Genomic DNA, 21,456 nt, shown 5'->3' with positions numbered 1-21,456 from the left:
TTACGTTTACTGAAAATGACTTATATCTGCAAATTGTTTTACTTTACCAAGATCTTCATCAAATTCAATTACACTAAGACTCGCGCTATGCATAAATGGCTCTCCCCATACATGTTCAATTTCAAGACCTGCAAAATGTCCTACAAGTAATTTTGCCGCTGCCGCATGGGAAACAATTAATATATTTTCGCCTTTATGCTTTTCTAAAAGAAGCTGCATCCCCTCAATTACTCTTTTATGAACGGCCTCAAAATTTTCTCCTGATGTTGACTGAAAAAGATGTGGCTCATACCAAAACAATTGTATTTCTTCTGGGTATTGCCTTTCTATCTCATCGATTGTTTGTCCTTCCCATATACCCATGTTAATTTCGTAAAAATGCTCATCCGCTATTATCGGTATATCACGTTCGCCCTTTATTAACTTTGCAGTATGAAGTGTTCTTTCACTCGGACTACTATAGATCGCATGGATAGCTAAATCTTTCATTCGGTCACCTAATTGTTTCGCTTGTAACATACCATTTTCAGTTAAAGCTGAATTTTTCCGTCCTTGCATTCGCTTCGCTACATTCCATTCTGTTTCACCGTGCCTTGTTACATATACAGTTGTTTTCATTTCCCATTCCCCCTTATCAATTTGGTCGTAATTCCCATGGTTCTATTTGCCCCACAATCCATTCATTGCAATTACTTTCAATCCCATTAATTACTCCATCTGATATTTCTTGATGAGTAAGCCACCTTCCGAATGTATCTTCTAAAATAAAACCTAATATAATTCTATGATACAGGCAGAGCGTACCACCTATTTTCCCTGCATTCATACGCGATGCTTTACTGCCTAAAATATGAAATAAACTGTATGTCTCAGACGAAAATTCTATCTCCTTACAAATGAGTGATAACGCATACTTTGCACTTGAATGTATCCATGCCACAACTAATGTTATGGGACCATTTCTCTCAATTGTACCTTTAATAGCTATCTTTACTTCGTCATTATTATGATAATCGAACGGAAGGCATGTGATATTTTCTGGTGCAGAACTTGCTCGCTTCACATATTCTAATTTCACTTCATCTCGTCCAATAATAGAAACATGGAATCCTTGCTCACAAAGCCACATAGAAACTTTCTTTAACATCCCTGTTCCCCCGATTACAAGTGCATGCAAATGCTCTTCCTCCCTAGTAAAATGTCATATGTGGTTTTTCTTCCCTATAATAATTTAGACGGTCTTGCAGTGTCCCTGAATGAAACTCGAACTTGTGACCGTCAGGATCAACAAAATATATAGACTCACAATCTCTCACATTACGTTCTCTTCCTTGTAAAATATGAACATTATTTTCTTCTAACCGATGTAACAGGCGTTCAAAATCTTTTTGTTCAACAGAAAATGCGAGGTGCGTATAAGATTGATGAATCTCCTTTCTTGGAATATGTGCCTCTTCGTTCAGTGCTATCCATACTCCACATATATTGAAATATGCAAGTTTTCTCCCTTTAACTAATAGTTCTCCTTCTAGCACTCTTTCATAAAACAGAATAGAATTTTCTAAATTTGATACTGAAAAACAAAGATGATTGATTCCTTTCAACACTCCACGTTCCTCCTTAAACAAACAAAAGATGAGCGAAAATTCACTCATCTTTTATTATACTATTTCTTTGTAATATATGCCCATTTATAACTGAAGTCGCCACCGAACGTATGGTTAGCAATTCCATTTACATACGTCTTCTCTAAGTAAGCTGTACTTTGTTGGTACGTAGGAGAGATTGCAACATCTTGACCAATTAAGATTTTTTCAGCTTCTGCAAGTGCTTTCCAGCGTGCTGCGTCATCTTTTAGTAGTTCTCCTTTTGATTTCGCTACTAAATCATCATACTTCGGATTTGAATAATCCATTTCATTAAATGAACTTCCAGTAACGAACATATCAATATATGTCATTGGGTCTGGATAATCTGGACTCCATGCAGATAATGAGAATTCATATTGAAATTTCTTTTCTAAATCTAACTTCTGCTTATATGGTTGTTGCTTCAAATTCACTTTAATACCTGGTAAGTTTTTCTCTAATTCTTCTTTAATAAAGTCGCCCACTTTTTTACGACTACCGTTATCATCATTTAGTAATTCTACTGTAATTGTATCTTGACCAAGTTCTTTCTTCGCTTCTTCCCACAGTTTTTTTGCTTTCGCAGCATTATCTTTACTGTCACGGAAATTTTTATTTACAGTACGGAAGTCTTTTCCATCTGGTCCTGTCGTAAACTTTTCAGGTACTAAGAAATACGCTGGCAATGATCCATCATTCAAAATTACATCCGCAATTCCTTTTTTATCGTACGCTAAATCAATCGCCTCACGAACCTTTTGATTTTTAAACGTTGCATTTTTTTGATTAAAACGTAGGAAATACATACGTGGGTCTAGCTTCGTTTTAAATTCATCTGGTTTATTCTTTTTATATTTGTCCACAAACTCAGAACTTAAAATGACACGGTCTGCTTGATCACTATCATATAAATTTACCCCAGTACTTGTCTCTTTTACTATACCCACATTAATTTCTTGTAATTTTACAGCATCTTTATCCCAATAATTTGGGTTTTTCTTTAACTGGTAACTTTGTTCATGTTTCCATTCACTCATTGTAAATGGTCCATTGTACAATAATTTATCTGCTTCTAATCCGTATTTATCCCCTTGTTCTTTTACATACTTTTCATTTAATGGGAAGAATGTAGGGAACGAAGTAAGCTCAAGGAAATAAGGTGCTGGTTGCTCTAATTCTACTACCAACGTTTTATCATCCTTCGCTTTAACACCTAATTGATCCGACGGTACTTCTCCTTTATTTACTTTCTGTGCATTTTTCACATCAAATAAAATAAATGCATATTCTGCTGCTATTGCTTTATCTAATGTACGTTGCCATGCATATACAAAATCTTGTGCTCGAACTGGATCACCATTTGACCATTTTGCATCACGTAATTCAAATGTATATGTCTTTTTATCTTCACTAATCTTCACATCTTTGGCCATACCTGGAGTTGGTTTATTATCTTTATCTAGACGATATAATCCTTCCATTGCATTTACAAATACACGGAAAGATACAGAATCTGTTGATTTAGATGTATCCATTGAAGGAATTTCAGCTGTTTCTAGCAAATTTAAAACTTGTTTATCTGCCATTCCCTTACTTGATTCTTTCTTCGTTGTCGAAGCCTTCTCCCCATTCCCACATCCCGCAACCAGTACACTAGTCGATAACGCAAGTGCAGCAATTGTTGTTGTCTTTCTCTTCATTCTTCCTTCCCCCAATCTATATGTATAAGTTAAAACTTGTATAATATATTTTATTATACAAAAGATTCTGATTATTTTAAATATTTATTTTCATAAAAAGAAAAAAAGCGGTCAGAAATTGCTTTCCCTCCGCTTTGTTGAATAGCATTTACTTGTAAGCCATCCTCTATATCAAATGGATTTTGAACTTTAAATATTTCCTCCATTATTTTCAAAAACTCTTCTTCATTTTTAGATTCACCGTTAATCGTAAGTGAATATGGTTCCACTTCTCCCAATTTATAATCAACAATAAATTGAATTGTCACCTTTTTCCTTGGCATCTCAGGACTCTCCCCCTGAAATTCTACTAATTCTAATCCTTCCGTTCCACGATAGTATATCCATCCTGAATTTTGAAAATAATTTTCGAACGATTCACCAATTGAAAAGACTGGATATTCATAAAGCGAGCTTGTACGAACTTTTTGAATAATATCCTGATCAGTTGGGAAAAAGAAATGACTGAACAAAATACTAGCAACTGCTAACATTGTAACGATCGTTGCTCCCATTTTACTCGTTCCTCCACTATCACGAATGAGATAATTTTCAACCGATTCATCTTTAATTTCACGTGCCTTTATGCGGTATATACGTCTTTCTGCAAATTGATAATATAATCCATTCGCAAAAATCCCTAGCCCGAATAAGATAAAAACGAGTAATAAAAACGTGAGAGGCACCATATTAATGATTGGCAATGCTACGTTGAAGCCCATATAATATGAAAACGCATCACACACTACTAATAACAGTATAAATAGTGCAGCAGGTAAATAATACTTACGATAGCCAAGCCAACCTACATTAAAAATAGCAGCCCAACCATTCCAGCTCCATTTTGCAATTCGCTTATTTTCAAGCTCCCATTTTTTTTTGTAGTACGGATATTGTCTCCCTACATATTCTTCTAATTCTTTGTCTATTAGCGAGCTTCCTTCACCTTGTTTATTATGCAGTTTTTGCTGACAGTTTGCACAATTTAACTGTTCATTCGCACAAGGTTGCCCACAATTTATACATTCCAAAACAATCCCTCTTTCCATTCATACTTCATTTCAAAATACCTTCGTGTTTTAACAGCCACTCTTTCCTCCATAAACCACCCGCATACCCTACAAGCTTTCCACTCTTTCCTATTACACGGTGACACGGAACGATAATTGAAATGGGATTACGACTGTTTGCTCCTCCTATTGCTCGTACAGCTTTCGTATTACCAACCTTCTCCGCAATATCTAAATATGAAGCACTTACGCCATAAGGAATAGTGTAGAGCGCATCCCATACATTTTTTTGAAATGACGTTCCCTCTGCAGACAGTGGTACAGTAAACTCTTTTCTTGTTCCTTTAAAATATTCATCTAGCTCATTTATACATTGATCTATCATTTCATTTGTATTTTCTTCTTGTCGTTCATCAACAAATATAACAGACGTAATTCCTTCTTCGTTCGCTGTAATTTCTAGCAAACCTAATTCACTTTCATAATAAGCCTGGTACATATGTCATCCTCCAATTCAGTTCATATTAGTCATTGTAACACGAATAGACAAAATTTTTCGTATAAGCGTTTTATTAGAGAAACAAAAAAGAGAATGGTAAAATATAAGAAAATTCAATCAAGGAGGCTATTTGATGCATTCCAAACTTTTTTCACCCCACACAATTAAGGATGTTATACTAAAAAACCGTATCGTCATGTCGCCTATGTGTATGTATTCTTCGGAAAATGAGGATGGAAAAGTAACGAATTTCCACCTCGTTCATTATGGAACTAGGGCTGCCGGTCAAGTCGGTTTAGTTATGATTGAAGCAACAGCTGTGTTACCTGAAGGTCGCATTTCTAACAAAGATTTAGGTATTTGGGACGACAGTCTAATTGAAGGATTACATACAGCGACAACTTTTATACATGATAATGGTGCAAAAGCTGCCATTCAACTCGCTCACGCCGGAAGAAAAGCTGAGTTAGAAACAGATGCGTTAGCACCTTCAGCAATTCCATTTAATGAAACAATGAAAATACCACTGGAAATGAGTAAAGAGCAAATTAAAGACACCGCACTAGCTTTTCAAAAGGCTGCACTGCGTTCAAAACAAGCTGGATTTGACGTTATTGAAATACACGGCGCTCACGGTTATCTAATTAACGAATTTCTTTCTCCACTTTCCAATAAACGAACGGATGAATATGGCGGTTCATCTGAAAACCGCTATCGTTTCTTACGTGAAATCATCGAATCTATAAATGAAGTTTGGGACGGACCGTTATTTGTTCGTATTTCAGCAAATGATTATCATCCTGACGGGCTAACCGTTCAAGATTACGTTCAGTATTCAAAATGGATGAAAGAACAAGGAGTAGATTTAATCGATTGTAGTTCTGGTGCAGTTGTACCGACACATATTGATGTTTATCCTGGTTACCAAGTACAATATGCTAAACATATTAAAGAACATGCTAACATTGCAACTGGGGCAGTTGGATTGATTACGACTGGGGCACAGGCAGAGCAAATATTAAATAATAACGAAGCAGATTTAATTTTTATCGGACGTGAGTTACTTCGCAATCCGTACTTCCCAAGAATAGCCGCAAATGAACTTGGTTTTGAATTGCAAGAACCGTATCAATATAAGCGGGCTCCTGGGAAAATCAATATGAATAAATAAAACCGAGAAGCCATTCTTCTCGGTTTTATTTATTCTATCGTTGTAATTTCATTTGAATTATAAATGTGGAGACCAGATTCTTCTCGCAGCGCAGTTATATACATCCCTTTCGCCACATCTTTAGCTGAAATTGGTTTATACTTTTTGAAAGCCCCTTTAAATATAAAAGGAATAATTCGAGTTAACTTTTCAGCCATTCGTTCACCAAAACGAAACTCTTGTCGATTTCCAACTAATAAAGACGGCCTAAAAATATGAATACCACCAATCACTAACTTTTGCAATTCCTCTTCCATTTTCCCTTTTACTTGTGAATAAAAGAAAAATGATTTAGGATTTGCTCCCATCGAAGACACAACAAGGAAGTTTTGCACCCCTTGCTTTTCAGCTAAACAAGCAGCTCGTAACGTATATTCATAATCTACTTTTTTGAAATTCGCCTTTGTTTTTGCTTTTTTTATTGTTGTTCCTAGACAACTAAAAACATCATCTACTGCAAAAAATTCTTTATATTCTTCTAATGCCGAATAATCTACTTTCTTCTGCTGTAACTTCTCATGTTGCCATTGCATTGGTTCTCTTACAAAAATAGTAACCGAATCGTAGTAATCTGATTCAAGTAATAGACGCGTTATCTCTTGTCCAACTAAACCACTTGCACCAAGTACTAACGCTGTTCGCTTATTCATATATGCATATACCTCTTATTTTACTTTTCTCTCCTTCAGTGACATGCAACTTTTAGGAGTTTCCTTCTTTTTATTTTACCATAAGTAAAGCACTATGCGTATGCATAGTGCTTTACTTACTCTTTTTTCTTTTCTTTCTCTGGTAATTTCGTTATCGTTGATGCATTCCCTAAATTACTTATTAAGCGTCTTAAAAAGATTAAAACGAAAGATAATGGCAATACTACCGCTAATATCAATAAGATAGCTTCCATTAAATATCCCAAGCGCTCATCCCCCTCTTCATCTTCCTTTCAAATATATGAAAGCAGCGTTGTCACATATGCATGCATTCACAAAAATAATACATCTATATTTGACAACTTTATAACAAAATCAAATCGTAATGATTATTATTTATTGCAACTTTATGAAAGATGTATTATACTAAGTTCGCAAACTAAAACGTAATTATTCCGTTTTGTATTAAAATGATATTTTTCTTCTATAATTGAAGATATATCCGTAAAAAAAGAAAAGAGGAGAACTTCATGCCTAAAAGATTGACTATATTTTCATTCTTACTTATTTTCACTTTAATTTTTACTGGCTGCTCAAATAAAAAAGAAGGTACTGCCAAGAAAGATGGAAAGCTAACTGTTTATACAACTATCTTCCCTCTTGCAGATTTCGCAAAAAAAATTGGTGGCGACTATGTAACAGTAGAAGCAATTTACCCTCCTGGTGCCGATTCACATACATTTGAACCGAGTCAAAAACAAACAGTACAAGTTGCAAAAGCCGATTTATTCGTTTATAACGGTGCTGAATTAGAACCATTTGCTGAGAAGATGGAAAAAACATTACAAAAAGAAAATGTTAAAATTGTAAATGCATCAAAAGGAATTAAACTTCGTGCTTCTTCTGAAGAAGAACATCACGATCACGGAGATGGTCATAAAGAAGATGATCACCATCATGATAAAGACCCGCATGTTTGGATAGACCCTACTCTTGCGATGAAACAAGCTGAAAAAATCAAAAATGCTCTTGTGGAATTACAACCTGACCATAAACAAGAATTCGAGAAAAACTTTGCAGCACTTCAAACTAAATTTACCGATTTAGACGATCAATTTAAAGCTGCTGTAGCAAATGCGAAAACGAAAGAAATTTTAGTTTCTCATGCTGCTTATGGTTATTGGGAACAACGCTATGGTTTAAAACAGATTCCTATCGCCGGAATTTCAGCTTCTGATGAGCCATCTCAAAAAGAGCTTGCTGACATTACAAAAACAGTAAAAGAACACGGTCTAAAATATATTTTATTTGAAACTTTCTCTACGCCAAAAGTCGCATCAGTTATTCAAAAAGAAACTGGTACAACAGTTTTACGCTTAAATCACCTTGCTACTATTTCTGAAGATGATGCGAAAAACAATAAAGATTACTTTACTTTAATGGAAGAAAACGTAAACACATTGAAAGAAGCAACAAACTAATTTACTATATTTTCCAAGCAGCTGAATCTATTGTTCAGCTGCCTTTTTATGTATGTATCCTTGACTTGACCAAAATAACAAGTAAAATTATCCATATTAGCTTTAAGCTATACTCTTTTAGAAGGTGAGTTGGAATTATGAATCTTCACATTTGTGAAGTAACAGCAAAAAATTGGCGTTCAGTAGCTGCTTTAAACGTCGCAAAAAACCAGCAGCAATTTATTGAAAGTAATGCGTTTTCTTTAGCAGAATCATTATATGAAGGAAGCGGGACGTCAGTAGGTTTATATGATGGAGAAACACTTGTTGGATACGCAATGTACGGTTGGTATTCAAAAAAACACGAAAGCATCTGGTTAGATCGTTTTATGATTGACCAACAACATCAAGGAAAAGGATACGCAAAACGTTTCCTCCGCTTACTCATTCAATTTTTACAACAACAATTTACATGTAAAATAATTTACTTAAGTTTACATCCAGACAACAAACTTGCCATGGGCCTATATGAATCATTTGGTTTCCATTTAAACGGGGATATTGATGATGAGGGTCCAGTTGTAGGTGTTGTAATGGAGTTACTAATAAACGAAAACACAAGCCTGTGAAAACAGGCTTTTTATTATATATTTATCAATGTTATTTTCTATTTTCCGTTTCTTTCCCTTATGTGTTTCGTTATTGAAATCTAGTACAATCTCAATAGAATGCTCATAAAAAAATAAGCCTGCAGTTGACGCAGACTTATTTCACACACTCCCCAAAATGTTCTTGGAACCATTCTTTATTAATATCTTTACCGATAAATACGACTTCACTTACTCGCTTTTCACCCTCTTGCCACTCTCTATCATACGAAGCAGCAAATAATGTATGTACACCTTGGAACACGATACGTTTATCTACTCCATCGATAGATAAAATCCCTTTATAACGATATAAATACTCCCCTAGCTCTTGCACGACAGCTGACATCCACTCATTTAGTTTTTGTAAATCTAACGGACGCTCTTCACGTAGTACAAATGATTTTACACCTTCTAAATGATTATGCTCTTTATGAGGATAAATTTGTAACGTATCTTTCGTTTTAAACGTTTGAATTTGTAATAATGATGGTATATCTACCTCACAGTTAGTTGCCTCGATTAACTTTGCAGTGGGGTTAATACCTTGCAGTTCATGCAAAAGATTTTCCTTTTCACTTTCTTCAATTAAATCTAATTTATTCACCAACACTACATCAGCAAATGCAATTTGTTCCTTTGCTTCTAATCCCTTTTCAAAATGTTTATGTATATGGTAACTATCTACTACCGTTACAACGCCATTAATTTGGTATGCAGATTGAATAACAGGATCTAAAAAGAATGTTTGAATAATCGGGCCTGGATTTGCAAGACCTGTTGTTTCAATTACTAAGCCTTCAAAGTCCATTTTCCCTTCTGCTTTTACGTCCAGTAATTGTTTTAACGCAACGAGTAAATCTTCACGTACAGTACAGCATAAACAACCGTTAGTCATTTCCATAATTTCTTCTTCAACATTCATAATCAACTGATTATCGATACCAATTTGTCCTATTTCATTTACAATCACCGCTAATTTCTTACCGTGATTTTCTGATAAAATACGATTTAATAAAGTCGTTTTCCCTGATCCAAGAAAACCAGTTAATATTGTTACTGGAATCATCCCTTACATCTCCTTATAGCTATATGTGTCTACATTATAGCATATAGAGAAAATCGTTTTTGTAGCAAAACATATTTATTGTTTGTACGCTCCTCAAACTATATAATAATATGTAGTAAGAAAGCCTTTTCAAAATAATAATCATTCATCAAGGGGGTACTTATAATGGAACGAGTTCAAATGGCCGAAACACTAAAATTTTCTCGTATTATTCAAGGATTTTGGCGTTTAGCAGAATGGAATATGACGAAACAAGAGTTACTTTCTTTCATTGAAGAATGTATGGATATGGGGATTACTACTTTTGATCACGCTGATATTTATGGTGGATATACGTGTGAAGAGCTGTTTGGAGAAGCTTTACAACTAAAGCCTTCCTTACGAGAAAACATGCAAATTGTTACCAAGTGTGGAATCGCTCCCCCATCACCAAAATTTCCAGAGCGATATGTTGCTCACTACAATACGAATGCTGAACATATCATAAAGAGTGCGGAGGATTCATTACAAAACTTACATACAGATTATATTGATGTATTACTCATCCATCGTCCTGATCCATTTATGGATCCAAATGAAGTGGCAGAAGCGTTCTCACGCTTAAAGCAAGAAGGAAAGGTTCGTCACTTCGGTGTATCTAACTTTTTACCTTCACAGTTTCATATGTTAAGTTCATATTTAGATTTCCCGCTCATTACAAATCAAATCGAAGTATCTGCGCTGCAGCTTGAGCACTTTGAAAAAGGTACGATAAATTTATGCCAAGAAAAACGAATCAATCCAATGATTTGGTCACCTCTTGCTGGTGGCGAAATCTTTACCGGTCAAACTGAACGTGCTGTACGTGTACGTGAAACTGTACAAAAAGTTGCTAATGAGCTAGGTGTTACTAGCATCGATACGATTATGTATGCATGGCTACTTGCTCATCCAGCTAACATGATGCCAATCGTTGGCTCTGGGAAATTAGATCGTGTAAAAACGGCCGCTCTTGCTACAAAAGTTAACTTAGATCGTCAACAATGGTTTACAATTTTTGAAAGCTCTAACGGTCATCCTGTACCATAATATGAAAAAGAAGAGCTGTTTCTTTACAGCTCTTCTTTTTCATATGTATTTCTCGTCATTGCAAATACACACATATCCCTTAATCCATTTTCATCTACCGCAACACTAGCACTTTCTAAAATACCCTCTAATTTAAAACCTAATTTCTCAGGTATCGCTCTACTCTTTTTATTTAGAGCATCACAACGAATTTCTACGCGGTTTGCTTTCAGTTCAGAAAAAGCATAATCCGTTATACCTTTCGCAGCCTCTACCATATAGCCTTTTCCACTAAATCTCGAATCAATCCAATATCCGATTTCAAATTGAGGTATATCCCAATTAATACGATGTAATCCGGCAGATGCAATAAATTCACCTGTTTCTTTCGAAAATACTAGTAATCTTAAATCCTCACGTTGCAAAAATTGAATATGTGATTTTCTAATACTTTCTTCTACTTCTTGCTCTGTTTGCTCTTTTTGTGCAAACACCATCCAAGGTTTTAGTTCTTGTATTGAAGCTTGAATTGCATCGTATACAACTTTACCATCTCCTGGTTTCGGCATTCGAATAAAAAGCCTGTCAGTATAAAATTCAGAAGGAAAATCGAATAATAACGGATTCACTGTAAACACTCCCTATTTTTCTTTTATATATAATAATATCCATCTCAAGTTATATAGTAAAGAATTTTCTGAATTAAAAACTTTTTACTCATTCACTTCCACCGCTACACGAACTCCAGACTCAATCGCACCTTGAATCCATCCGTGATATAACGTTGTATGATCTCCAGCAAAGAATATTTTCCCCTCTGGCTTTGCAATCGCTGGTTGTAGCTCAGATTCTTGACCGGCTTGAAAAAGAGCAAATCCTCCAAGTGCATATGGATCCAATGTCCAACTTTTTGATATTCCAGACATGAATTCATCATATACTTGACCACCTAATATCGTTGCTAAGTTGTGTAATGTGTAATAGATACGATCACCCTTCGATAACCCATCCCATAGCAACGCATCATAAGACCATGTATAGCTTCCTAACATCATAGCTGGTCCTTTCTGTCCAATTCCATGGCTTGGATAATAGGCGTAACGAATTGGCAAATCTGTTATAATTCTGCCACCTAATTGCCCTTGTTCTTCCCAAAATCGACTTTTAAATTGAATGCCTATTTTCGTCGCAGGCATATAATGCAATTCACGAATTGCTTTCCACTTTTCATGAGATATAGAGTCAAATGGATCTACTTCCACAAAACGCATTGTCGAAAACGGAATTGTAACAATAACTAAATCCCCTGTAATACTACTATATTCAAAAGTTTCCTCGTTTCGATAGAAAGCCGTCACACCGTTATCGTGTTGATGTAGCTTCATTAATTTTTGATTATAAATAATATTTTCTTCTAATTGCGGTAAAAAAGATTTTGGTAATCTATCGTTTCCACCTATTATTTCACAAAATCCGCTCTCCTCTTGCATAATGTATAAAAAACGTAACGTCTCAACGAATGACCTTTCTAAAAAACCTTCTAAATCTAATAAAACACCAATCATCTCAATCGTTATTGGTGAAAAATACGTATTATATTGATAAGGATGGTACTTTAAAAATTGTCCTGTAGAGTATCTTCCAAAATCCTTTACTACAACATCCCAATTTTTCTCTGGGTTCTTTTTTATAAAATTTATAATGGGCTGTACCGCTAACAATAATAGTTCCTCAGACGTTTTCCCAACTTCATTCATTTCCACAGGATATCTTAAAATACTTGGATCTTTTTCATATTGTTTTAATGTCGTTTTCCGACCATTTACGTAGATGATATCTGTCTCATTCCTATTAATAAAAGGACTCACCTGTAACCCAAACTTTCTTATATATGCCATCGTTAACGTGTGCGAATATGGAATTCTCATCGCCCCAACATCTAAATATAATCCGGTATCTTCCATTCTAACTGTCTCTATGCGGCCGCCTACACGATTGTTTGCTTCAAAAATCTTCACTTCATGTCCTGAAGCCTTTAATAAAGATGCCGAAACTAATCCAGCCATGCCTGCCCCTACTACAATAATTTGTTTCGGACGTGTCGTCTTATTCAATCCCTTATTTATAACTTGTAACGTTTCATCCATCTCAGGGTTATACATTAAGTCTTTCTGCACAATTCCACCCCTTACTTCATAAAATGCGCATTAGTGGTTTAGTGCATTTTATTCATAAATCCCCATAAACATAACACCATTGCAATTTGAATATTCACTAAAAGTACATAAGAGACAGACCTCACATTTCTTTATGCTTCGTATAATATAGCAACTGCAACGAAGGAGTGGTTGAAAATGAAACAGATTTATGATTACGACGCTACAAAAAAACATCTAGAATTAAAGAAACAAAACTTATGTAAAAAACTTAGCAATAAGAGACTATCTGAAAAAGAACGTGAACAGCTAAAACATGAAATTGACAACTATGAATATATTTTAAACTTAGTCGAAATGAATCATTATGAACGGGGATTTTCTCGTTGAAAGCGGATATAATATTATCCGCTTTTCATTTTGAGCATTTCATTACGCATTTTTCGTAAGTAAATATATAATAGGATGTACATTAAGATTGAGAGGTATATTCTATGATCAAATTAAGTGTATTAGACCAATCACCTATTTCAGATGGCAGCACAGCAACCCAAGCTATTTCACATACAGTTACGCTTGCACAAGAAGTAGAAAAACTCGGATTCACACGTTTTTGGGTATCCGAGCATCATAATTCCGTAAGCTTAGCTGGTTCAAGTCCAGAAATACTTATTTCTCATATTGCAGCGAAAACGGGACATATTAGAGTTGGTTCGGGTGGTGTTATGTTACCGCATTATAGCCCATATAAAGTTGCCGAGAATTTCCGCGTTTTAGAAGCACTTTATCCAAACCGCATCGACCTTGGTGTTGGTAGAGCACCTGGTGGTATGCCAATAGCAACTCGTGCACTACAAGAAGGAAAAATGGTCTCACTTGATCAATACCCAGAACAAGTTGCAGATGTTGCAATGTATTTACATGATCAAGTACCAGAAAATCATCATTATGCAAATTTAAAGGCTACTCCAGTTATTCCAACATCACCTGAAATGTGGATGCTCGGTTCTAGCGGAGAGAGCGCTAAAATTGCGGCGCACAACGGAGCTTCTTTTGCATTTGCACAATTTATTAATGGCTTCGGAGGCCCAGAAGTTATGAGGGCTTACCAGGAACAATTTCAACCTTCCTATTTAGGAGATAAACCAAAATCAATTGTCGCGATTTTTGTTATTTGCGGAGAAACAAATGAAGAGGCAGAAAAAATTGCTTCTAGTTTAGATTTATCAATCTTATTACTAGAGCAAGGAAAACGAACAACTGGTACACCTTCTATCGAAACTGCTCAAAATAAATCATACAGTGCGTATGATTTATTCCGTATAAAAGAAAATCGTCAACGTATGATCGTAGGTGATCCGACTTCTGTGAAAGAAAAAATAGTAAATTTAAGTAAAGCGTACAATACTGACGAATTTATGGTTGTCACGATTACTCATCAATTTGAACATAAATTAAATTCTTATCGCTTACTAGCAAATGCTTTTAATTTATAATTGTAAAAGGGAGATACATCAACGACGATGCATCTCCCTTTCTTACTACTTATTGTTTTTACTTCCTATATATTCAATAGCTTCTTTTAATAACTCATCAAAATGATTAGGATAATCATGATTTAAGTTAGGCACAATTTTATACTTATGTTCTATATTCTTATCTCTTAATAATCGTACAAATTGCTGCGTGCATTCGAAACAATCTTCATCTTGATCCCCGCATACTATATATCCCTTTATATGTTTATCCTGTAGCACTTCCAGCAACTCATTCCATTCTTCAATCTCTGGAAGCCACGGTGCCATAAAAATAAAACCATCTACATCTATATCTTTTTGTAAAATCGTAAGTAAAGCTACTCTTGCTCCAGCAGAAAAACCACCTATTATTACATTTTCTACTGTATGATTCTCTATAAATTTATCGTAATGCTCTTTTAATTCTTCTTTCCCTCTATGTATATCATCCCAAACAAACCCATCTGAAAATTGAATTTGCGAAGACTGTGGTAACGCTAACGTATAATCTTGTGTAATAACTGATTTCCAATATGGTTCTATTATTCCTATATTTTCTTGATCACCATGCATTGTAACTAGTAGATTTCCCTTTTCCTCGCTGTAAATATATTTCACATCTGCTCGTTCTGTTTTCTTTGCTACTTCTTCTCTTTCTTTACATAATTGAACCATTTTATGAAACTCTTCAAACTTATGTAGTGGTTTTAAATCGTCGTCGGAAATTAAATATTCATTTCCATACCAAAATCCATTCTCTATAATAGCTTCCTTCATTACATGCAAAGCTTCTTCTTCAAGTCCTGCTGCACTTGCTAGTGCATATTTAAAATTATATATTTGTGCCTCATTACCTATTACACCTTTAGCATGTTTCATTATATACGTATACGCTTCAAAACTTCCTTTATTTGCATAACAACGTAACGTTTCATTTAATAACTGGATGTAAGTCATACTATTTTTCATATACCAATCCCCCGAAACCGTTTATAATATTTATTTCTCGAACTTGTATACCATCCTTTGATCATGGTATGTACATTGTTATATTCAATAACTCAACCTAACCATACTTGATCCTCAGAATGATATTTAATAATTACCGTATGTTTACGCATAATACATCACCTCTTCCTATCCAATACGTGTAGTATAAAACTAAATAGACAGAATAGTCAATATATTTTCAACCAAAAAAAGACAACAATATATTATTGTTGTTTTTTACATCTACCCGCTCTTTTGTTTTTTTCTATCCGGTTTACTTGAAACTAAATAATGTTTTTCTGAAATATATAAGTCTCTTTTTAATAGACGATTTAAGTACGGCCCTAGCTTCATTCCGCATATAAGGCGATCTTCACTACCCTCAACAATTGGAAACATTTCTTTTTCTGTTACATATTGATCTACTGCCTTTTGTACAATATCAATTTCTTTAACTAGGTTTAAATTTTCTTCTGTATGTTCAAATACCTCAAGCGTTTCCTTCGTAATAAGAAAAACATTTGTCGGAAATACAGGCAAATACGGCTTTAACAAATCATAATTTACTGTATAATCATCATTTACTAATACTGTATATACGATATTAGCATTTGTTTCTAGAAACTTAGCCATCGCTTGTTCTAATTCATCTTTCGTAATTTCCCGTTCTTCTTTTCCAGTTCTGAAAAAGCGAAACATTGCATCGCCTCCCTTTTACTATATTATAGCATAAAAGAAAACTGAAAAATCACAAAAAAATCCATTGAAAAAATTTTTCAATGGATTTTTCAAAATATATTTTATTTTAAGAATGCACTTAGCATCCATACATGCTGTTCTAATGTCGTGTGAATCGCTAGTAACATATCAGCTGATGTTTCATCGCCAGCTTCACCAGCAACTTCCATACCTTCTTTTAATTCTTGAATAAGTGCAGAGTAATCATTCACTAAAGTTTGCACCATTTCCTCAGCTGATTCCTTGCTTGTCCCCTCACTGACACTAGATGTTGCAAGATATTCTTTCATTGTCGCTAACGGTTTACCTTCTAACGCCAAAATACGTTCTGCTAACTCATCAATATACGTCCCTGCTTCATTATAAAACTCTTCAAATTTCTCATGTAATGTAAAGAAGTGTGGTCCTGTCACATACCAGTGATAATTATGTAGTTTCACATATAACACATTCCAGTTTGCTACCTGCTTGTTTAATACTTCAACAACATTTGTATTCGTACTCATACAATACACTCCTCTTATCGTTTTGTAATGCTTATCTTTTAATAACCTAATTACATTTTACCATACATTTCCTACCCTTTCGAATGATTGGCTCATATGTAACAAAGTTTTAACACCTTTAATATTTCCCTAATATCATACAATTCATGTATTTTTTCAACTACTTCATATGTCTAATCGTCCAAGCTGCTACATATGCATTATAGTAAGTCAAGCTCATCATAGAAGAAAGAGGGATAACATGGACAATCAACAATGGCAAGTAGCAAAGAAAGTTGCTGCTACTTATATCGGAACTGTCGTTGGAGCTGGATTTGCTACTGGACGAGAAATTGTTGAATTCTTTACAGTGAACGGATTATACGGAACAATTGGTATATGTGTAAGTGGATTTTTTTTTATTTGGCTCGGCACAAAGATGATGTTACTTTCATCACAAATCGGGGCATTTTCAGCGCAAGATTTTAACAAATATTTATTTGGAGATGTATTCGGAAATGTTGTAAATACATTATTACTACTCGTATTATTTGGTGTAACGAGCGTTATGCTATCAGGGGCTGGGGCGGTATTTGAAGAGCAACTTCGTTTACCAAGACAACTCGGTATTCTCATTACAGTTATCGCCTGTCTCATTATAGGTAGCCGCGGATTACAAGGTGTTTTTGAAGTAAATACACTTGTCGTACCTATTATGATGATATTTATTATAGGACTTGCTATTACAACCTTTTTCCACAGTACAACACCTATTAGTAATACTATTCCTGCAGAGAGCTGGAATATGAAGTGGATTACTAGCCCTATTACATATGTCGCTTTAAATCTTTCTCTCGCCCAAAGCGTTCTCGTCCCGTTAGCCGGTGAAGTAAAGGATCGAAAAGCCATTTTGTGGGGTGGAATTTTAGGTGGTGCAGGACTTTCTTTAATTTTATTATGCAGCCATTTAGCTATCTTATCAGTCGACCAATTTTATCAATACAATATCCCAATGGCTGAAGTCATAAGAAGATTTAATGCAACTTTTCACTTTTTCTTTGTTCTTATTATTTTCGGTGAAGTGTTTACAACTTTAGTTGGTAATGTGTTCGGGATGACAAAACAAATGCAATCTATCACTGGGTGGAAAAGTAACAATATTATTTTCTTCATTTTACTAATTAGTTATTGCTTTAGTTACATCGGTTACAGTGAGCTACTCCACATTCTATATCCAATCATCGGATGGGTAAGTATCGTTCTACTTCCAATCATTGCTTTTAAACAACTTCAAAAAACATAAAGAAAGCATCCATTTTATTGGATGCTTTCTTTATGTTCATTCACAATCATCACATATTTCCCAGTACGGTCCCATTTCCAATGCCAAATATGGCTTTAATTGCAATCGAATCATTCGACTAGGCATGCGCTCTAAAACAAATTGAATCCCTTCTTCATCCTCGTCTAATTCAACTTTTGAAATAGCAATTCTTTGCATAGTAGAAATAGGAATTCCATCTTTATATAAAGTGATTTTCACCTCATCATATTCATTAAAATACAATTCAATACTCATTTGATTTTTCAACATTTCATCAACAATTTCATATTTATCAATTTGTTCTTGGATTATATATTTCCAGCCACCTCTATCTTTTTTTGGAGCTGCTTGAAATAATGTCATCAAATCCTCGTATAGCATAAGATAACCCCTCTCTTACTAAAAAACGATGAGTATTTTATATACCCTTTATCTCTATCACTATCCATAGTCATTGTACCATATATCACCGTTCTTACCGTATTCATTTGCTTCATTAGTACTTACAAAATACTTATTCTATCTTCATTATTATGTTTCTTAGTCCGTTACTTACTATTCTACTGTAAGTTTTATTCAACACCTATTTTTTATTTGCTCACAACAAAAAAGGAGAGTGATATATATCACTCTCCCTAAATAAATTTCCCTGTAGCTGCTATTGCTAATACTATAATTAAAATTGTAAATAATAATGAGACAATTAAACTAAAAATGGGTAATGCTTTCTTTTCATTCTTCTTAAAAAGTAACTTTAAACTAAGAAGGATGTTTACTGGTACGAGTATGAAATAGAAATATTTAACAATTTGTACCGAGCTATCCGAAAGTGTTTTTAAAATAAACACTTCAATTAGAAACACCACAAAAAATGAAATACTTAGCCAAAATGAGACATAACTAAGCCAAGAATGTCTTTTTGTACCCCAATACACTCCCATAATAATCTCCTTTATTTGTATTCGATATGATTGTAATTATACACAAAGTTAACAAATACCTCTATTTTTCGACAAATAATATGAGAAATTCAGTTTTAAACATCATTAAGCTATTCTCCATCCTCATTCATTATATGCATAAATTCATCCCAGTTAATGTGTTAAAAAAAGACTGCCCCGATAGCATACTGCTATTGGGGCAGTCTTTCTCTTTTAAACTTTAAATCTTTCAATTAATCCTTGCAACTCTTCAGCCATTTGAGATAATGTACCAGCTGCGGAACCAATTTCCTCCATCGAAGCTAATTGTTCTTCAGCAGACGCTGCGACACTTTGTGTACTCGTCGCATTATTCTGTGCTGTCATTGCAATTTGCCCGACTGAAATAGATACTTCATTGGCACCTTTTGACATCCCATTAGCCGTTTCAACCATCGTTTTAATTTGATTAGCAATTTCATTTGTAGATTGTAAAATCTCAGCAAAATTTTGCTTCGTTTCATTTGCAATAACTAGTCCAGATTGAACTTCTTCATTTACATGACCCATAGACTTTACTGTCTTACTCATATCATCTTGTATTTCACATATTAATTTACTAATTTCACTGGAAGATACGCTAGATTGCTCTGCCAATTTACGTACTTCATCTGCAACAATCGCAAATCCTCTTCCGTGCTCACCAGCTCTTGCAGCTTCAATTGCAGCATTTAAAGCAAGAAGATTTGTTTGATCTGCAATATTTTGGATTACTTCTAATATGTCACCAATTTGCTTTGATTTATTATTTAATAACTGTATAACTGCATCAGATTGTGAAACAGATTCTGCAATAGACTGCATTTGATTTACTGTTTTCCCTACTAGCTTTCCACCATCTTCTGCTTTTTCACGAGTATGAGTAGAAGCCGTATTAATAGATGATGAACTATTTGCTACATGCTGAATTCCTTCTGTTACATCAAACAGTAACATCGCACCATTTTCTACACTTGTTGTTTGCGTCGTTGCACCACTTGATATTTCATCCATTGCCATTGTAATTTGTTCCGTTGCTTCACTCGCTTGTCTTACACTAGCAGTTAGCTCTTCTGATGCCGCTGCAACATGCCCGGCCGAATCATTAATCCTTCCAATTAACGTTCGTAGTGAATCTGTCATCTCATTAAAACCTTTTGCAAGTTGACCAATTTCATCGTTTGAATGAATTTCAATTATTTGTGTTAAATCTCCTTCACTTATTTCTTTAGAAGTGGCAACTAATCTCTTTAAAGGTTTTGTAATAGAAAGCGTTACGAAATAAATAAGTGCCCCTCCTACAACTAGTGAAATAATCATAACAATTAACATATTATAAAATACAGGCTGAGCAGCCTCAATGACTTCACTTGAGTACATCGTTCCACCGATTTTCCAACCTGTTTTTAAATTTGTAGCAAATACCATTTTCTTTTCACTACCGTCATACGTGTATGAAAAAGCGCCCTGATTATCTTCGTAAATTCTCTTTGCCCAAGAATCAGCTGCTTTATCTCCTGGTTTTTCTTGCGGGTGAGCAATTATTTTTTGTTTTCCATCTAAAATGAAAGTATATCCTTTTTTACCAATATTGATTAGCTTTGTTGTTTTCAATAAATTCTCTAAACTTAAATCTACCGCAACAACACCATTTTTATCTTCTGTTTGTTTCGCAATCGTTACGACAATATGTCCATTTCCTTTTGCCTTATACGGTTCAGTGACCACGATTCCACCTTGTTTACTCACTGCATCTTTATACCAAGAACGAGTTGTTGGATCATAATCTGCTGCCATTTGTATATTAGGTTCTTGCACAAATTTCTTATCATTGCCGGCAACATATACTTGTTCAATATCTTTATTTAAATTAATATACTGAGATAACACCTTTCTTAATTCATCTTGATTATCTCCTTGATACATATCACTATGAACCACTCGTGCAAAGTTATTTATTTCGTTAAATTTCGCCTCAATCATTTGATTGATTAAATTATCTAATATTTTTATATTATCGTGAGCACTACTCGTAATTTGTGATTCAAAATTCTTTTTAGCCGTTTGATAAGACATGCCCCCAATAATAGAGACAGCTGCAATCAAAATTACCAAAAATGAAATTAATAGCTTTTTTGCTACTTTTATATCTCGAAACCACCTTAACAATTTACTCATTATAAACCTCCTACATTTAAATATTAAGTTTTAAGGATTAATAACCAATTATGAATATATCCCATTCCCTATCCTCTATTTTTACAATTCGTTTTTCATAAACACCTTGTAAAGTTTAAACAAATATTCCCCCTTTGTCTATATATATGA

24 protein-coding genes and 1 pseudogene are annotated in these 21,456 nt (G+C 34.4%); 7 read left to right on the top strand and 18 right to left on the bottom strand.

Annotated features, from left to right (window positions below; translation table 11 throughout):
- Nucleotides 1-6: 6 nt before the first annotated feature.
- From ACS2MN_RS00760 to ACS2MN_RS00735, 6 genes are all read right to left on the bottom strand, one after another.
- Nucleotides 7-618 (bottom strand): phosphoserine phosphatase 1, encoded by a 612-nt coding sequence (locus tag ACS2MN_RS00760; RefSeq protein ID WP_000859186.1) that lies wholly within the window; start codon nt 616-618, stop codon nt 7-9.
- Between the two features lie 16 nt (nt 619-634).
- The gene (locus tag ACS2MN_RS00755; protein ID WP_000543131.1) at nt 635-1,177 is read right to left on the bottom strand and encodes a short-chain dehydrogenase; all 543 of its coding nucleotides are present in this window, start codon (nt 1,175-1,177) and stop codon (nt 635-637) included.
- A gap of 13 nt (nt 1,178-1,190) precedes the next feature.
- Nucleotides 1,191-1,607, bottom strand: coding sequence for a FosBx1 family fosfomycin resistance bacillithiol transferase (fosB, locus tag ACS2MN_RS00750; RefSeq protein ID WP_000911701.1), 417 nt, complete (start codon nt 1,605-1,607; stop codon nt 1,191-1,193).
- A 59-nt stretch (nt 1,608-1,666) separates the two neighbouring features.
- Nucleotides 1,667-3,328: a peptide ABC transporter substrate-binding protein gene (locus ACS2MN_RS00745; protein ID WP_000824261.1), complete on the bottom strand. Its 1,662-nt coding sequence runs from the start codon at nt 3,326-3,328 to the stop codon at nt 1,667-1,669.
- 71 nt (nt 3,329-3,399) lie between these two features.
- Nucleotides 3,400-4,398, bottom strand: a complete 999-nt coding sequence (locus ACS2MN_RS00740) for a DUF2628 domain-containing protein (protein WP_000388938.1) — start codon at nt 4,396-4,398, stop codon at nt 3,400-3,402.
- A 25-nt stretch (nt 4,399-4,423) separates the two neighbouring features.
- Complete coding sequence (locus ACS2MN_RS00735; RefSeq protein ID WP_087950148.1) at nt 4,424-4,876, bottom strand: methylated-DNA--[protein]-cysteine S-methyltransferase; 453 nt, start codon at nt 4,874-4,876, stop codon at nt 4,424-4,426.
- A gap of 133 nt (nt 4,877-5,009) precedes the next feature.
- On the opposite strand from ACS2MN_RS00735, the gene namA reads away from it, so the two are divergent.
- Nucleotides 5,010-6,047: an NADPH dehydrogenase NamA gene (gene namA, locus ACS2MN_RS00730; protein WP_000555702.1), complete on the top strand. Its 1,038-nt coding sequence runs from the start codon at nt 5,010-5,012 to the stop codon at nt 6,045-6,047.
- Nucleotides 6,048-6,076: 29 nt separating this feature from the next.
- Here the strand turns inward: namA and ACS2MN_RS00725 are convergent, their stop codons facing one another.
- Both ACS2MN_RS00725 and ACS2MN_RS00720 read right to left on the bottom strand, forming a co-directional pair.
- On the bottom strand, nt 6,077-6,736 hold the full coding sequence (locus ACS2MN_RS00725; protein WP_001042745.1) for an oxidoreductase: 660 nt from the start codon (nt 6,734-6,736) through the stop codon (nt 6,077-6,079).
- A 116-nt stretch (nt 6,737-6,852) separates the two neighbouring features.
- Nucleotides 6,853-7,002, bottom strand: a complete 150-nt coding sequence (locus ACS2MN_RS00720) for a hypothetical protein (RefSeq protein WP_000540935.1) — start codon at nt 7,000-7,002, stop codon at nt 6,853-6,855.
- Between the two features lie 264 nt (nt 7,003-7,266).
- Between ACS2MN_RS00720 and ACS2MN_RS00715 the strand changes: the two genes are divergently transcribed.
- Nucleotides 7,267-8,217, top strand: coding sequence for a metal ABC transporter substrate-binding protein (locus ACS2MN_RS00715; RefSeq protein WP_001126163.1), 951 nt, complete (start codon nt 7,267-7,269; stop codon nt 8,215-8,217).
- Nucleotides 8,218-8,354: 137 nt separating this feature from the next.
- Entirely contained in the window at nt 8,355-8,825 is a 471-nt protein-coding gene (locus ACS2MN_RS00710) for a GNAT family N-acetyltransferase (RefSeq protein ID WP_088056049.1), read from the top strand.
- 136 nt (nt 8,826-8,961) lie between these two features.
- Here the strand turns inward: ACS2MN_RS00710 and ACS2MN_RS00705 are convergent, their stop codons facing one another.
- Nucleotides 8,962-9,912: a CobW family GTP-binding protein gene (locus ACS2MN_RS00705; RefSeq protein WP_000613433.1), complete on the bottom strand. Its 951-nt coding sequence runs from the start codon at nt 9,910-9,912 to the stop codon at nt 8,962-8,964.
- 165 nt (nt 9,913-10,077) lie between these two features.
- Between ACS2MN_RS00705 and ACS2MN_RS00700 the strand changes: the two genes are divergently transcribed.
- Nucleotides 10,078-10,980: an aldo/keto reductase gene (locus ACS2MN_RS00700; protein ID WP_000442814.1), complete on the top strand. Its 903-nt coding sequence runs from the start codon at nt 10,078-10,080 to the stop codon at nt 10,978-10,980.
- A 23-nt stretch (nt 10,981-11,003) separates the two neighbouring features.
- Here ACS2MN_RS00700 and ACS2MN_RS00695 read toward each other — a convergent pair whose 3' ends face one another.
- Nucleotides 11,004-11,588, bottom strand: a complete 585-nt coding sequence (locus tag ACS2MN_RS00695) for a GNAT family N-acetyltransferase (protein ID WP_001068748.1) — start codon at nt 11,586-11,588, stop codon at nt 11,004-11,006.
- A gap of 84 nt (nt 11,589-11,672) precedes the next feature.
- Complete coding sequence (locus tag ACS2MN_RS00690; RefSeq protein WP_142286019.1) at nt 11,673-13,136, bottom strand: flavin monoamine oxidase family protein; 1,464 nt, start codon at nt 13,134-13,136, stop codon at nt 11,673-11,675.
- Nucleotides 13,137-13,313: 177 nt separating this feature from the next.
- Here ACS2MN_RS00690 and ACS2MN_RS00685 point away from each other — a divergent pair, with 177 nt between their 5' ends.
- Nucleotides 13,314-13,505 carry a DUF3896 family protein gene (locus tag ACS2MN_RS00685; protein ID WP_000810136.1) on the top strand — a complete coding sequence of 64 codons (192 nt, stop codon included), beginning with the start codon at nt 13,314-13,316 and terminating at the stop codon, nt 13,503-13,505.
- Nucleotides 13,506-13,609: 104 nt separating this feature from the next.
- The gene (locus tag ACS2MN_RS00680; protein ID WP_088056050.1) at nt 13,610-14,611 is read left to right on the top strand and encodes an LLM class flavin-dependent oxidoreductase; all 1,002 of its coding nucleotides are present in this window, start codon (nt 13,610-13,612) and stop codon (nt 14,609-14,611) included.
- Between the two features lie 45 nt (nt 14,612-14,656).
- Here ACS2MN_RS00680 and ACS2MN_RS00675 read toward each other — a convergent pair whose 3' ends face one another.
- The 3 genes from ACS2MN_RS00675 to ACS2MN_RS00665 form a co-directional block, all read right to left on the bottom strand.
- Complete coding sequence (locus ACS2MN_RS00675) at nt 14,657-15,601, bottom strand: alpha/beta hydrolase (protein ID WP_000798331.1); 945 nt, start codon at nt 15,599-15,601, stop codon at nt 14,657-14,659.
- Nucleotides 15,602-15,865: 264 nt separating this feature from the next.
- A complete protein-coding gene (locus tag ACS2MN_RS00670) occupies nt 15,866-16,321 on the bottom strand; it encodes a DUF3939 domain-containing protein (protein ID WP_000488204.1) in 456 nt (151 codons plus the stop codon).
- A gap of 101 nt (nt 16,322-16,422) precedes the next feature.
- On the bottom strand, nt 16,423-16,866 hold the full coding sequence (locus ACS2MN_RS00665) for a Dps family protein (protein WP_000106367.1): 444 nt from the start codon (nt 16,864-16,866) through the stop codon (nt 16,423-16,425).
- A 241-nt stretch (nt 16,867-17,107) separates the two neighbouring features.
- Here ACS2MN_RS00665 and ACS2MN_RS00660 point away from each other — a divergent pair, with 241 nt between their 5' ends.
- On the top strand, nt 17,108-18,148 hold the full coding sequence (locus ACS2MN_RS00660; RefSeq protein ID WP_000370197.1) for a YkvI family membrane protein: 1,041 nt from the start codon (nt 17,108-17,110) through the stop codon (nt 18,146-18,148).
- A 36-nt stretch (nt 18,149-18,184) separates the two neighbouring features.
- Here ACS2MN_RS00660 and ACS2MN_RS00655 read toward each other — a convergent pair whose 3' ends face one another.
- The 4 genes and pseudogenes from ACS2MN_RS00655 to ACS2MN_RS00640 form a co-directional block, all read right to left on the bottom strand.
- Nucleotides 18,185-18,550, bottom strand: a complete 366-nt coding sequence (locus ACS2MN_RS00655) for a DUF3979 family protein (RefSeq protein ID WP_000965088.1) — start codon at nt 18,548-18,550, stop codon at nt 18,185-18,187.
- A 254-nt stretch (nt 18,551-18,804) separates the two neighbouring features.
- On the bottom strand, nt 18,805-19,110 hold the full coding sequence (locus ACS2MN_RS00650; protein WP_000539579.1) for a hypothetical protein: 306 nt from the start codon (nt 19,108-19,110) through the stop codon (nt 18,805-18,807).
- A 213-nt stretch (nt 19,111-19,323) separates the two neighbouring features.
- Complete coding sequence (locus tag ACS2MN_RS00645; RefSeq protein WP_407057248.1) at nt 19,324-20,142, bottom strand: methyl-accepting chemotaxis protein; 819 nt, start codon at nt 20,140-20,142, stop codon at nt 19,324-19,326.
- Nucleotides 20,143-20,265: 123 nt separating this feature from the next.
- A pseudogene (locus tag ACS2MN_RS00640) lies at nt 20,266-21,204 on the bottom strand (HAMP domain-containing protein); the annotation flags it as partial.
- Nucleotides 21,205-21,456 lie beyond the last annotated feature (252 nt).

The organism is Bacillus cereus group sp. BceL062 (assembly GCF_051780025.1).
Taxonomy (GTDB): Bacteria; Bacillota; Bacilli; order Bacillales; family Bacillaceae_G; genus Bacillus_A; species Bacillus_A toyonensis.
The sequence above is the reverse complement of the archived record's forward strand: the minus strand, read 5'-3'. Positions and strand labels throughout refer to the sequence as shown.